Source organism: Bradyrhizobium sp. KBS0727 (assembly GCF_005937885.2).
GTDB lineage: Bacteria > Pseudomonadota > Alphaproteobacteria > Rhizobiales > Xanthobacteraceae > Bradyrhizobium.
Genome location: NZ_CP042176.1, coordinates 4,364,206 through 4,376,320, shown reverse-complemented (window position 1 = coordinate 4,376,320; position 12,115 = coordinate 4,364,206). Strand labels below are relative to the sequence as shown.

13 protein-coding genes are annotated in these 12,115 nt (G+C 62.6%); 10 read left to right on the top strand and 3 right to left on the bottom strand.

The features are described 5' to 3' along the window. The first annotated feature begins 18 nt into the window (after positions 1 to 18). From blaOXA to FFI89_RS20385, 3 genes are all read left to right on the top strand, one after another. Positions 19 to 837 carry a class D beta-lactamase gene (blaOXA, locus tag FFI89_RS20395; protein WP_138829474.1) on the top strand — a complete coding sequence of 273 codons (819 nt, stop codon included), beginning with the start codon at positions 19 to 21 and terminating at the stop codon, positions 835 to 837. 82 nt (positions 838 to 919) lie between these two features. Then, a complete protein-coding gene (locus FFI89_RS20390; RefSeq protein WP_138829473.1) occupies positions 920 to 1,576 on the top strand; it encodes a carboxymuconolactone decarboxylase family protein in 657 nt (218 codons plus the stop codon). A 234-nt stretch (positions 1,577 to 1,810) separates the two neighbouring features. Further along, positions 1,811 to 2,635 carry a PilZ domain-containing protein gene (locus tag FFI89_RS20385; protein WP_138829472.1) on the top strand — a complete coding sequence of 275 codons (825 nt, stop codon included), beginning with the start codon at positions 1,811 to 1,813 and terminating at the stop codon, positions 2,633 to 2,635. A 79-nt stretch (positions 2,636 to 2,714) separates the two neighbouring features. Here FFI89_RS20385 and FFI89_RS20380 read toward each other — a convergent pair whose 3' ends face one another. After that, positions 2,715 to 3,137, bottom strand: coding sequence for a DUF4260 domain-containing protein (locus FFI89_RS20380; RefSeq protein ID WP_138829471.1), 423 nt, complete (start codon positions 3,135 to 3,137; stop codon positions 2,715 to 2,717). A 136-nt stretch (positions 3,138 to 3,273) separates the two neighbouring features. Here FFI89_RS20380 and FFI89_RS20375 point away from each other — a divergent pair, with 136 nt between their 5' ends. The 6 genes from FFI89_RS20375 (at position 3,274) to FFI89_RS20350 (ending at position 10,554) form a co-directional block, all read left to right on the top strand. Continuing rightward, the gene (locus FFI89_RS20375) at positions 3,274 to 4,806 is read left to right on the top strand and encodes an acyl-CoA carboxylase subunit beta (protein WP_138829470.1); all 1,533 of its coding nucleotides are present in this window, start codon (positions 3,274 to 3,276) and stop codon (positions 4,804 to 4,806) included. Positions 4,807 to 4,859: 53 nt separating this feature from the next. Continuing rightward, on the top strand, positions 4,860 to 4,991 hold the full coding sequence (locus FFI89_RS35225; protein WP_168212972.1) for a DUF2214 family protein: 132 nt from the start codon (positions 4,860 to 4,862) through the stop codon (positions 4,989 to 4,991). 1,308 nt (positions 4,992 to 6,299) lie between these two features. Further along, positions 6,300 to 6,650, top strand: a complete 351-nt coding sequence (locus FFI89_RS20365) for a Lin0512 family protein (RefSeq protein WP_138829468.1) — start codon at positions 6,300 to 6,302, stop codon at positions 6,648 to 6,650. A 93-nt stretch (positions 6,651 to 6,743) separates the two neighbouring features. Then, complete coding sequence (locus tag FFI89_RS20360; RefSeq protein WP_138829467.1) at positions 6,744 to 8,078, top strand: amidohydrolase; 1,335 nt, start codon at positions 6,744 to 6,746, stop codon at positions 8,076 to 8,078. 56 nt (positions 8,079 to 8,134) lie between these two features. Then, positions 8,135 to 9,853 (top strand): dihydroxy-acid dehydratase, encoded by a 1,719-nt coding sequence (locus FFI89_RS20355; RefSeq protein WP_138829466.1) that lies wholly within the window; start codon positions 8,135 to 8,137, stop codon positions 9,851 to 9,853. Between the two features lie 20 nt (positions 9,854 to 9,873). After that, positions 9,874 to 10,554, top strand: a complete 681-nt coding sequence (locus FFI89_RS20350) for a GNAT family N-acetyltransferase (RefSeq protein ID WP_138829465.1) — start codon at positions 9,874 to 9,876, stop codon at positions 10,552 to 10,554. 40 nt (positions 10,555 to 10,594) lie between these two features. Here the strand turns inward: FFI89_RS20350 and FFI89_RS20345 are convergent, their stop codons facing one another. Next, complete coding sequence (locus FFI89_RS20345) at positions 10,595 to 11,101, bottom strand: GNAT family N-acetyltransferase (protein ID WP_138829464.1); 507 nt, start codon at positions 11,099 to 11,101, stop codon at positions 10,595 to 10,597. A gap of 3 nt (positions 11,102 to 11,104) precedes the next feature. Beyond that, positions 11,105 to 11,407, bottom strand: coding sequence for a DUF1778 domain-containing protein (locus FFI89_RS20340; protein ID WP_138829463.1), 303 nt, complete (start codon positions 11,405 to 11,407; stop codon positions 11,105 to 11,107). 118 nt (positions 11,408 to 11,525) lie between these two features. Between FFI89_RS20340 and FFI89_RS20335 the strand changes: the two genes are divergently transcribed. Beyond that, a complete protein-coding gene (locus FFI89_RS20335; RefSeq protein ID WP_138829462.1) occupies positions 11,526 to 12,080 on the top strand; it encodes a 2'-5' RNA ligase family protein in 555 nt (184 codons plus the stop codon). The last annotated feature ends 35 nt before the right edge of the window (positions 12,081 to 12,115 follow it).

Here is a 12,115-nt window from a genome sequence, read left to right as displayed (position 1 = left end):
CATTTTCGGATGCAAACCGTGATCCATCGTCGCCATGCGCTCGGTCTTTTTGCCGCCGCGAGCCTGTTGCCGTCGCGCGCCTTTGCCAACGTCTCCTACCAGCGCAGCGAATTTCGCGAGGATCTCGCCAAGCGGTTTTTCGATCTCGGCACCGAAGGCACCTTCGTCGGCTACAAGGTCGACGACTACCTGATCATCGCCAGCGACAAGGTGCGCTCGGGCGAGGCCAAGCTGCCGGCCTCGACCTTCAAGATTCCGAATTCGATCATTGCGCTGGAGACCGGCGTGGTCGCCGATCCCGACAAGGACGTCTTCAAGTGGGACGGCGTGACGCGCAGCATCGAAGCCTGGAACAAGGACCACACGCTGCGCTCGGCGATCGCGGCCTCCGCCGTGCCGGTCTATCAGGAGATCGCGCGCCGCATCGGCCCCGAGCGCATGCAGAAATATGTCGACCTGCTCGACTACGGCAACCGCGATATCGGCGGCGGCATCGACCAGTTCTGGCTGACGGGCAAGATGCGCATCGACCCGATCCAGCAGGTCGATTTCGTCGATCGTCTGCGGCGCGGCGTGCTGCCGGTTTCCAAGCGCAGCCAGGAGCTGGTGCGGGATATTTTGCCGGTGACGAAAGTCGGCGACGCCACCATCCACGCCAAGAGCGGCCTGCTGGGCGCGGAGGTCGGCAAGGCGTCGCTGGGCTGGATGGTCGGCTGGGCCGAGAAGGGCAACCAGCAGACGGTGTTTGCGATGAATATGGACGTGCGCGACCCGAGCCAGATCCCGGCGCGCATGACGGTGACGCAGCAGTGCCTCACCGATATCGTGGCGATCTGACGGGCTGACCTGCGCCGGTCTCACTGGTGGGCGGGATCAAGCTGAATTAGCATTTCCTCACAAAACCAAAACGGAGGAAATCATGCCCGCAGCTTCGGTCTGGATGTCGTCTCTCGTGGTCGCGGCCGCCGGCGGCTGGTTCGCTGCCACGATGTTGGCTGCCCCCGCCACCAGCAAGGAGCCCCGCTTCCCGCAGCTCACCATGGATCAGCTCGACGAGAAGCAGAAGCCGCTCGGCGAGCAGATCATGAAGGTCTCCAGCGTCGGCCTCGGCGGGCCGTATAATCCGATGATCCGCAGTCCGGTGTTGGGCCAGCGCCTCTACGACCTGTTCTATTACCTGCGCTGGCAGACGTCGGTGCCGACCAAGCTCAACGAGTTCGCGATCCTGGTGATCGGCCGGCAATGGCGCTCGCAGGTGGAGTGGTTTGCGCATGCGCCGCTGGCAGCCAAGGCCGGGCTGTCGGCCGAGATCATCGCTGACCTCAAGGCCGGCAAGCGTCCGTCCGGCATGGCCGAGGACGAAGCGCTGGTCTACGATTTCGTCACCGAACTGACGACCACGCAAAAGGTCTCCGACGAGACCTATGCGCGGGCCAAGAAGGTGTTCAACGACCAGCAGATCGTCGATCTCACCGCGGTCGCCGGCAACTACGTCATGGTGGCGATGCTGCTGGCGATGGCGGAAGAAACCGTGCCATCAGGCAAGGAGCCGCCGTTCAAGGTCGGGGAGAAGTAGGAAACGCTCCATCCGTCATTGCGAGCGAAGCGAAGCAATCCATGGCGTCGTGACAAGCCAGCATGGATTGCTTCGCCGGTTCGGCGAGCGCACTCAAGGCGTTAGTGGCGGTGCCGGCGGCCGGACGAGGCGGCCGGGCGGTTCGGCACGGCAGCCCGTATTTTTCGCGGTCGCGCTTTTCAGTCATCCTTAATTAATTTGTCCGCAGAGTTCGGCCGTGGGTGAGGCAGGCCGATGAGCTTCAAATTCGTACCGCATTGGTCGGTGAAGTCGCCCAGCCAGCTGGCGTTGCTGACCTATTGGGACGAGCTTGCCGCCGGCCGCCGTTTCCCCGCCATTGCCGAGCTGAAGCCCGATCCCGGCATGCACGACCCCAAGCAACTGCTGCTCTGGAATGTCGAAGGCAGTGGCCGCCTGCAGAAATACCGGGCGGTCTTTCAGGGCGACAACGTCGCCGAAGCGTTCAAGCAGGCCTGGGCCGGCAAGACCATGGAGCAGGTCGTGCCGATGTCGCTGCGGCGCGTCACGCTGGATGCGGCCAGGGAATGCGCGACCGGCGGCTGCCCGGTCTATGCGATCTATTCCACCATCGATGCCAACGATACGCGGGTCGATTGCCACCGGCTGCTGCTGCCCTTCGGCAATGACGACACCAGGGTCGAGCAGATCCTCGCCTCGCTGCAGTTGACCATGGTGAACACCCGCACCCGGGTGCTCAATCACTTCCAGATCCAGACCGACGTGCTGGTGTCGGGCAGGATCCAATCGGGCTTCAGCCAGCCGAAGGCCGAGACGGCGGTAGCCGATAAACGCGCGGCCAGGTCCGACAAGCGGCGGGCGTCCCGCCGCGCCATCAAGCGCTCGGCCAGGATCAGCTTCGCCAAGCAGAATTTGACCTGCACGGTCCGCAATGTCTCGGCGACCGGCGCCTCGATCGAGGCGGCCAACCCAACCGCCATTCCCGACAGCTTCCGCATGGTGATGGAAATGGAAACTACCGCGCGACGCTGCGCCGTGGTCTGGCGCAAGCCGACCTCGATCGGCGTCAAGTTCACCTAGCCCTCATTGCGAGCCCGCGGGTCGCGCGAATGCGCGCCCGATAACAGGCTCCGCGCAATGACGGTGGCGCGGGCCTGCGCTAACCTTGGACATCAGCCGTCGGATTTTTCCCGATCCGCCCCAAATGGGTGAACCCGAAACCCCTGACGTATTTCAGGCCGTAGCCGAGCATGCGGTCGAAGCCGATATGGGCCAGCCAGATCATCGCGATCGAGAGCACCAGCGGCGAGGAGGAGGCAAATCCGAACGTCATCATCGCCATCGGCGCCAGATAGCTGTGGGCGGCGTTATAGACCAATGCGCCGGTCCGCGGCCCGCCCAGATAGCCCAGGAAGCTGATATCGGGCACCAGGAACAGGATGGCGTAGACCCACCACGAGCCGTCCCAGACCCCGTAGAGCAGGGTCATCCCCACAAACAGCGCCAGCCCCTCGAGCCGGAGCATCGTGCGCACCCCGCCGGTGACGGCGGTTGCGGGTTCTGCGCTTGCGGTATCGGTCATGCCGTCTCCTCGGGGTGAGGCAGCGGATATAGGGCGCGCCGGGCGACGGTACCAGATGCCGGGGAGGGGTGTTTCCGGTTCGGAAAAGGCCGTGTTAGAAGGCCCTCAAATCGATAGCCAAGACGGGCGGAAGCAGATGAAAGATATCCTGGACACCCTCGAAGAACGGCGCGCCGGCGCCAAGCTCGGCGGCGGCGAAAAGCGCATCGAGGCGCAGCACGCCCGCGGCAAGCTGACCGCGCGGGAGCGCATCGAACTGCTGCTCGACAAGGGCTCGTTCGAGGAATTCGACATGTTCGTCGAGCACCGCTCGACCGAATTCGGCATGGAAAAGACCAAGGTTCCCGGCGACGGTGTCGTCACCGGCTGGGGCACGGTCAACGGCCGCAAGACTTTTGTGTTCGCCAAGGACTTTACGGTTTTCGGCGGCTCGCTGTCCGAAACCCATGCGCTGAAAATCACCAAACTGCAGGACATGGCGATGAAGGCGCGGGCGCCGATCATCGGGCTCTATGACGCCGGCGGCGCGCGCATCCAGGAAGGCGTCGCGGCGCTGGCGGGCTATTCCTATGTGTTCCGCCGCAACGTCATTGCGTCCGGCGTGATCCCGCAGATCTCCGTCATCATGGGTCCCTGTGCCGGCGGCGACGTCTATTCGCCCGCGATGACCGACTTCATCTTCATGGTGAAGAACACCTCCTACATGTTCGTCACCGGCCCCGACGTGGTGAAGACCGTGACGAACGAAGTGGTGACGGCCGAAGAGCTCGGCGGCGCCTCGGTGCATGCGACGCGGTCCTCGATCGCCGACGGCGCCTTCGAGAATGACGTCGAGACGCTGTTGCAGATGCGCCGGCTGATCGACTTCCTGCCCTCCAACAACACCGACGGCGTGCCGGAATGGCCGAGTTTTGACGACATCGAACGCGTCGACATGTCCCTGGATACGCTGATCCCCGATAATCCGAACAAGCCCTACGACATGAAGGAGCTGATCCTCAAGGTCGTCGACGAGGGCGACTTCTTCGAGATTTCCGAGACATTCGCCAAGAACATCGTCACCGGCTTCGGCCGCATCGCCGGCCGCACGGTGGGCTTCGTCGCCAACCAGCCGATGGTGCTGGCGGGCGTGCTTGACAGCGATGCTTCGCGCAAGGCGGCGCGGTTCGTGCGGTTCTGCGACGCCTTCAACATTCCGATCGTGACGTTCGTCGACGTGCCGGGCTTCCTGCCGGGCACCGCCCAGGAATATGGCGGCCTGATCAAGCACGGCGCCAAACTGCTGTTCGCTTATTCGCAATGCACGGTGCCGCTCGTCACCATCATCACCCGCAAGGCCTATGGCGGCGCGTTCGACGTGATGGCGTCGAAGGAAATCGGCGCCGACATGAACTACGCCTGGCCGACCGCGCAGATCGCCGTGATGGGCGCCAAGGGCGCGGTGGAAATCATCTTCCGCGGCGATATCGGCGACTCTGAGGCGATCACCGCGCGCACCAAGGAATACGAAGACCGTTTCCTGTCACCGTTCATCGCCGCCGAACGCGGTTATCTCGACGACGTCATCATGCCGCACTCGACCCGCAGGCGCATCGCCCGGGCGCTGGCAATGCTGAAAGACAAGCACGTCGAGATCCCGATGAAGAAGCACGACAATTTGCCGTTGTGAGATTTTCGACGCTCCATTCGACCGTCGGGATAACAGACAGCAGCCCGACCAAAATGAACGGGCAGGTGCCGGAGGTCAGCGCGAAGCAGCTGCGGCTGGTCACGGCTGTCATTCATGGCGAGCTGTTTGCGATGGTCATCATCCTGCTCTGCGCCGCGATCGTGGCGCGGGGCGGCTGGGTGTGAACCACGGGCTGCTTCGCTTTCCGTGCAAGCGAAATCTTCAGGCGCAGGTGCGACAAATCAACCCGACGGGCAAATCATCTGAAATCGCGTCAAGGCCTCGTCACTAAAATATTTCCGTTGCGCCGTCGGGCAAATCAGAAGTTTAACTCCGCCCGTCTCCCGCGATGAGAGGGGCGCTCGCGATCGTCACGACGTGCGGTGAGATGCGGTGGACGCGAGGTCACGACTGACGAGCGTGGCTTTTGCGTACGGTGAAGTCGTGTGGGCCTGACGCCCCGGTGCTGGCGTCAAGTCGTGTGAGGGCGAAAGCCTCCGCCGATCATGGTGGCAAGAAAGCCGGTCACCACGGCGAACTCGTATAAGCCGTAAAGCCATTGCGCAGGGAAGGCCGGAGGCTCTCCGCTGAACCTGTATGCTCGTGTGCAGCATTTTCTGGTGCATCATGCATGCGAGACCGCGGGTGCAGCGCGCATCCGGTCTTCCCTGCGCCCTCTATTTTCGAGGGCAAGGTTTTCTTGCAAAACTCCGGGCGCACCGCGCCGCGAGAATGCTTCTTGCCGTCATCACCCGCGAAAGCGGGTGATCCAGTATTCCAGAGACGCCGATGATTAGAACGATAAGCCGCGGCGTACTGGATCGCCCGGTCAAGCCGGGCGACGACAGCAACGTCGCGTCATGGCGTGGGGCACTTGCGACGACCTGAATCAGAGAACAAACAGGGTCAATTGATAGAGCGCATAGGCGACTTCGAAACCGACCAGAACCAGCGCTGCGATCATCAGATAAAAGCTAAAATGCATGAGAGACTTGAAACCAGATATTTCCGCGGCCTGCGCCGATCTCGCGCCAAGGACGCCAACCAGACTCACTGCGTGTTGGGATGCACGAGCGTCCGGCTATTCTATTGTATGCGACTGGAACAGAAGGCCTCCGCCGCCGCGGAAGTGCTGCCTTAGTCGCGAGCCCCTTCTTGATTGGAGGTCTCTGGATCGACGCCGGCTTCCTGTCTGTTCACGTACCGTGGAAAATCTTGAGTCCCCACAGCACGACGACGATGACCGATACCAGCGTGGCCGCCGTCAATACACTCTCTAAGGAAGCGACTCTCATTTTACTCTCCGCTTCCCAGCCCCGTCAGCGGTGTAGTCGATTCGTTGATTCCGCGGCAATCGCGCGGTCGCCATCTTCACAATGTCGTTGGCGGTTGTGGTTTGCAGGCCACATATCTCCGTAAGTTCCCGGGTCAAATCCATGATAAGCAGGCTGGAAGACGGATACCCTGTTCAAAAAACAACAAAAGGAAACTCCATGGCACGCGTGCGCTGTATCACCGAAATGGGCATGGGCGTCGACGTTCACGGCAAGGACGCCACCAAGGCCGCCAAGCGCGCTGTCTCCGATGCCATTCGCCACTCCAGCCTCGGCTTCTTCCGGATGCTGGGCAAGACCGCCAAGGACATGTTCGTCGACGTCACCGTCGCCGTGCCCGATCCGAGCCTGGTCGATACAGCTGCGGTCGCCAAGGAACTGCCTTACGGCACCATCACCATCACGGCCGTGAAGGGCGGGCTCGAAATTCCCGCGGAAACCGGCGGCGACTCCATCCTCATCGCTAACGCCGCCGTGATTGTGAGTCTTGATGATGGCGCGTCCGGCTAGACACCGTTCTGTCCGTCGTCCAAGCTGCCGTTCTCAGCTAGCCCGCGTGCGGCGACAAGATCAGCACCCGGCCAACACGGGAGTGTCATAGCCATGAAGCACTTCGCCAAGGCGTTCCTTGCCTCCGCCGCGCTCTGCGCAGCAACCCTGTCGCCTGCGCATGCGGAGATGGACGTTGCCGGTCTCACGGCAGCGATCGAGAAATCGGTCGAGGCCAATTATGCCAAGCTCGATGCGCTCTACAAGGATATCCACGCGCACCCGGAACTCGCTTTCGAGGAGGTCAAGACCGCGGCGAAGCTCGCCGCCGAAATGCGAGCACTCGGCTTCGAGGTCACCGAGAAGGTCGGCAAGACCGGGCTTGTCGCCATTTACAAGAACGGCGACGGCCCCACCATCATGGTGCGCACCGAACTCGACGCGCTGCCGATGGAAGAGAAAACCGGCCTTGACTATGCTAGCCGCGACAAGACCGTCTGGAACGGCGTCGAGACGTTCGTGGCGCATAGCTGCGGCCACGACATCCACATGGCGAGCTGGGTCGGAACGGCGAGAACGCTGGTCGGCCTCAAGGATCAGTGGCACGGCACGCTGATGTTTATCGCCCAGCCGGCCGAAGAAATCGTCTCGGGCGCCAAGGCCATGCTGGTCGATGGTCTGTTCACGCGGTTCAAGAAACCGGATTTCGCCTTCGCGCTGCACGACGCGCCGATCCCATATGGCACGCTGCTCTATCGCGTCGGCATCGGCTCATCCAATTCCGATAGCCTCTACATCAAATTCCGCGGTCGCGGCGGCCATGGCGCGACGCCGCAGGCGACCATCGATCCCGTGATGATCGCGGCGCGCTTCATCGTCGACGTGCAAAGCGTGATCAGCCGCGAAAAGGACCCGACCGAATTCGGCGTGGTCAGCATCGGCGCAATCCACGCCGGCACCGCCGAGAATATCATTCCGGATGAGGCGCTGGTGCTTGGAACCATCCGTACCTTCAAACCGGAGGTGCGCGCCAAAATGCTGGCCGGGATCGAGCGGACGGCGAAGGCCGCTGCCGCGATGTCGGATGCGCCGGCACCCGATGTCAGGATCACCGAGGGCGCCAAGGCGGTGGTAAATGATCCCGCGGTGGTTGCGACTGCCGAGAAGGCGCTGAAGGCCGCGTTCGGCGACAAGCTGAGAGTGTCGCCGCCGGGAACGCCGAGCGAGGATTTTTCCGAATTCGCCGGTGCCGGGGTGCCGTCGATGATGTTCAATATCGGCGTTTACGAACCGGAGCGGTGGGCCGCCGCGAAAAATAGCGGCACTCCTTTGCCGGCCAATCATTCGCCGCTGTTTGCGCCGGTGCCGAAGCCGACCATCGAAACCGGTGTCAAGGCAATGACGCTCGCCGTTCTCAGCGCATTCGATCAGCATGCAAGGGGTAAATGAGACATGTCCGTTTCCAGTTCGACGCGTCCGATTGATGCGCCAATCCTGAGCATGCCATGATGGAGGACAGCAGCCTTTATTGGAAAAAGTCGCGGGTCGAACTGCGCGCCGCAGGCTTCGATCCGGACCGCGCCGAGAAGACCAGCGCTGTGGTGACGATCGCGAGCGCCTGGACCAACGCCCATCGCTGCAACAACCGCGTCCGCACCATCAGCGATCTCCTGGTGGAAATCCTGGCCGAGCGCGGCGGGCAGGGCCTGGTCGTGGGCGCACCGGCCGTGTCTGACGCGCTGACCCAGGGCACGCCGACGGCGGGCTATAGTCTCGCCTCCCGTGACGTTGTCGCCGATTGCTTCGAGATCGGCCACTACGCGCACCATGGCGACGCCATGATCGTGATTTCCGGCTGCGACAAAACCGGCGCCGCCGCATTGATGCCGCTGGCGCGGACCAATGCGTTCGGCCTCGTCCTCTATCCCGGCACCAGTTCGCCGGGCCGGGTGTCCTTCGGTGCCTGGGCCAGCAAAGGCAATAATCTGACCATTATGGACTATGCCGAGGCCCGGGCTGCCAGCGAGTCCGGCCGCATTCCCGAGGCGGAGTTACTCGAAGTCGAGCGCAACGTGATGCCCGGCAGCGGCACCTGCGGCGCGATGTTCACGGCCAACACCATGAGCACTATTGCGGAAGCGATCGGCATGATGCTGCCGCGCGGCGCCTCGCATCCGGCCGATTACAACGCCGGCAGCGATATCCATGCCGATGTCCGCGCGCAGGCGCGCGCCTCGGTCGATGCGCTGTACCGGCTGATGGAGGCCGGCATCCGGCCGCGCGACATCATGACCGAACGCGCCTTCGAGAACGCGATCACGACCGTCTACGCGATGGGCGGCTCGACCAACATGTACCTCCACCTGCTGGCGATCGCTCGCGAGGCGCAAGTGCCGATCGGAATCGAACGCATTCAGCAAATCGGCGAGCGCGTGCCGTTGCTGGCCAACCTGCAGCCGCACGGCCCGTTCGCGATGGGAAGCCTGCATGCGATCGGCGGCGTACCCGTTGTCATGAAGGAATTGCTGCGTGCCGGCCTGCTGCACGGTGACGTCATGACGGTGACCGGCAAGACGCTGGCGGAAAATCTCGCCGCGGTTCCCACCCTGGACCAGATGGCGCCGCAGCAGATCGTGCTCCCGGTGGAAAAACCGATCGCGTCGCCGAACAATCACATCAGCGTATTGAAGGGCAACCTCGCGCCGGAGAGCTGTCTCTTGAAGCTGTCGGGCAAGGTGCTCGAGAAGGGGCAGTTCCGCGGCACCGCGCGCGTGTTCGAGTCCGAGGCCGAGACGATGGCTGCGATCCGCGCCGGCGCGATCGTGCCGGGCAATGTGATCGTGGTCCGCAATGTCGGCCCGGTCGGCGGGCCCGGCATGCCCGAGATGGTGATGCTGACGATCCAGTTGCAGGGGCGGGGCCTCGGCGAGGACGTCGCGCTGATCACCGACAGCCGCTTCTCCGGCGTCTCGCACGGCATCCTGATCGGCCACGTCTCGCCGGAAGCGGCGCGGGGAGGTCCGATCGCCGCGGTGCGTGACGGCGATATCATCGTGATCGATCCCGGCGCCCGCACCGTGAACCTCGAAGTCCCGGCAGAAGAAATCGCCCGACGGATGGCCGATTGGCGCGAGCCTAATTCCGTCAAGCAGGTGCGGAAAGGATCGGTGCACGACAAATACATCCGTCTGGTGTCGTCGGCGCATTACGGCTGCGTGCTGTGAGCGGGCGGGCGTAGATTTCGATGCCGCATCCGCTCGATCATCCGATCTGGACCGCGTTGACGACGCGGCACCAGGCGTTGGCGGAAGGTGGCGACCATGCGCGGCGGTATCCCACCGCCATCACGCCATTCGCCGATATGGCGGAGATTTCGCCGCGCGGGTTCGCGAGCCTCGGCGCGATGATGTTGGGATCCGAGATCGCGGTGCTGTTCACGCCGGACGCCGTGACGGCGCCGGCGGAATTCAAGGTTGTGCTGGCCGAGACCGGCGAGCAGATGATCGGAACGCCGGCCGAAGTCGCGGCAGGCGATGTCGACATTCTCACGCTCGGCGTTGCCGACGTTCCCGACATGATGGCGCTGACCGCACTGACAAAACCCGGTCCGTTCAGCCCACGCACGCACGAACTCGGGACCTTTCTCGGTATCCGTGTCGGCGGCGAACTGGTCGCGATGGCCGGCGAACGGATGAAGCCCGCCGATTACACAGAGATTACCGCGGTCTGCGTCCACCCCTCGCACCGCGGCCACGGCTACGGACAGATCCTGCTCTCCGCGATCTCTCGCCAGATCGTGGCGCGCGGCGAAATCCCGTTCCTGCACGTCTTCACCAGCAACACCTCCGCCATCGCGCTCTATCGCCGGCAGGGCATGGAAATCCGGCGCCGCCTTCATGTGACAGTGTTGCAGAAGCAGGTGTGATCGCATGGGCATGCATTCTGGTCCAGTCGTGTTGCAATGCTTAGCGAGCAGAGGCTATCGCCGCTGCGATGTCGGCGATCGACCTCAACAGAACCAGCGGATCATCCTTCGAAGGAATGAACCCGCGGCGGCTCCAGAAATTCGCGGCCTCGATATCGACGGCATTGACGATCAGCGCGCGACCGCCGATCAGAGCGGATGCCGTCACGCAACGCTGCAGCGCATGTTTCAGAAGTCCGGTACCAACCCCTTTGCCAATCCAGTTCTGATCCGTTGCAAGTTGCCCCAGAAGCAAGCACGGGACGGGATCTGGCGGCTGACCGGTGCGGATGGAACGTGGAAGTGTGGAAGGCAAGATCGCGGTCGGCGCAAGACCGTAATAGCCGACAACCCGATAGGATTCATAGACGACAAGGACGGCCGTGAACCCCTTCTCCTGATTGGAGAGCGCGCGCGTTTTCAGCCATCGATCGAGGGAGGCTTTGCCACAAGAAAATTCAGAGACATCGTGCGCGGCCGTAAGCAGCTCAGGTTCGGAGATTGCCACCGATTACTTCCCGGCTTTTTTGTCCTTGGATTCCCACGGAGCCGCGCGTTGAAACAGCTCGACCATTTCGGGTACCTGGCGGGCTGGCGCCGACACGGCCTCCATGAAAGCCTTGAAGCCTGCCGGGCTCATCCGGATGGGCGCCGTTTCCATCAATACATCCTCGGCAGCACGCACAGCGGCTTCGCGAACAAAGTCCGTGCGCGATCGGCCACGCAAGGAAGCCGCCCGATCTATGATGGCGATGTCAGTTTCGGGTAGCCGCATCGACAGCGGGTGTTCCTTCCGTTTGACGACGCGCGGCATTTCAGAGTCTCCAAGGGTACAAGCCATATATCGAATTGTAGTGCAGTTTACAATACAGAAGCGTAACGCATCTTTTAGTTGATCTCGCAACAATGTTCATGTTATGTTCTAATTCGTCATGAGTAAAATTGCAAGCAGCAATGATGCCCGGTTGTTTCTCGCAGCCATTCCCGACGCGGCCACCGCGGCTCGAATCCACCGGCTGGCCGGCGTTCTCAAGCGCGCTCACCGATTCAGCGGCAAACTGATCGAACCCGAGCGCCTGCACGTTTCGTTGTTCTTTCTAAGCGGTTTGCCGCAGCAGGAAATCCGGGAGGCATGCGCGGCTGCTGCGGACGTGAGGATGGCGCCGTTCGAGGTTTCGTTCGACCGCACCGCGAGCTTTCGCGGCAAGCGTGACAGTCGCCCGTTTGTGCTGGTCGGAGATAATGGATTACGGCGGCTGATATCGTTTCGCCGAATGCTCGGCGGTGTGATGATGCGAAAAGGTCTGCGGAAGGTGGCAAACACGAATTTCGCGCCGCATGTGACGCTGCTCTACGACGCGCGTGCCGTGGAAGAGTATCCGATCGAGCCGATCTGCTGGACCGTGAACGAGTTCGTGCTCATTCGCAGCCTGAGAGGCCATGATTGCCTGGCGCGGTGGCCGTTGGATGCGCGATCCGTTGCGTGATATCTGCCATCGAGTTGAACAGATACTTCGGCTCC

What these genes read in the sequence shown, in the direction of transcription:
- FFI89_RS20390 (WP_138829473.1), top strand. Translation starts at nt 920, where the DNA reads ATGCCCGCAGCTTCGGTCTGGATGTCGTCTCTCGTGGTCGCGGCCGCC.
- FFI89_RS20385 (WP_138829472.1), top strand. Translation starts at nt 1,811, where the DNA reads ATGAGCTTCAAATTCGTACCGCATTGGTCGGTGAAGTCGCCCAGCCAG.
- FFI89_RS20380 (WP_138829471.1), bottom strand. Translation starts at nt 3,137, where the DNA reads ATGACCGATACCGCAAGCGCAGAACCCGCAACCGCCGTCACCGGCGGG.
- FFI89_RS20375 (WP_138829470.1), top strand. Translation starts at nt 3,274, where the DNA reads ATGAAAGATATCCTGGACACCCTCGAAGAACGGCGCGCCGGCGCCAAG.
- FFI89_RS35225 (WP_168212972.1), top strand. Translation starts at nt 4,860, where the DNA reads ATGAACGGGCAGGTGCCGGAGGTCAGCGCGAAGCAGCTGCGGCTGGTC.
- FFI89_RS20365 (WP_138829468.1), top strand. Translation starts at nt 6,300, where the DNA reads ATGGCACGCGTGCGCTGTATCACCGAAATGGGCATGGGCGTCGACGTT.
- FFI89_RS20360 (WP_138829467.1), top strand. Translation starts at nt 6,744, where the DNA reads ATGAAGCACTTCGCCAAGGCGTTCCTTGCCTCCGCCGCGCTCTGCGCA.
- FFI89_RS20355 (WP_138829466.1), top strand. Translation starts at nt 8,135, where the DNA reads ATGATGGAGGACAGCAGCCTTTATTGGAAAAAGTCGCGGGTCGAACTG.
- FFI89_RS20350 (WP_138829465.1), top strand. Translation starts at nt 9,874, where the DNA reads ATGCCGCATCCGCTCGATCATCCGATCTGGACCGCGTTGACGACGCGG.
- FFI89_RS20340 (WP_138829463.1), bottom strand. Translation starts at nt 11,407, where the DNA reads ATGCCGCGCGTCGTCAAACGGAAGGAACACCCGCTGTCGATGCGGCTA.
- FFI89_RS20335 (WP_138829462.1), top strand. Translation starts at nt 11,526, where the DNA reads ATGAGTAAAATTGCAAGCAGCAATGATGCCCGGTTGTTTCTCGCAGCC.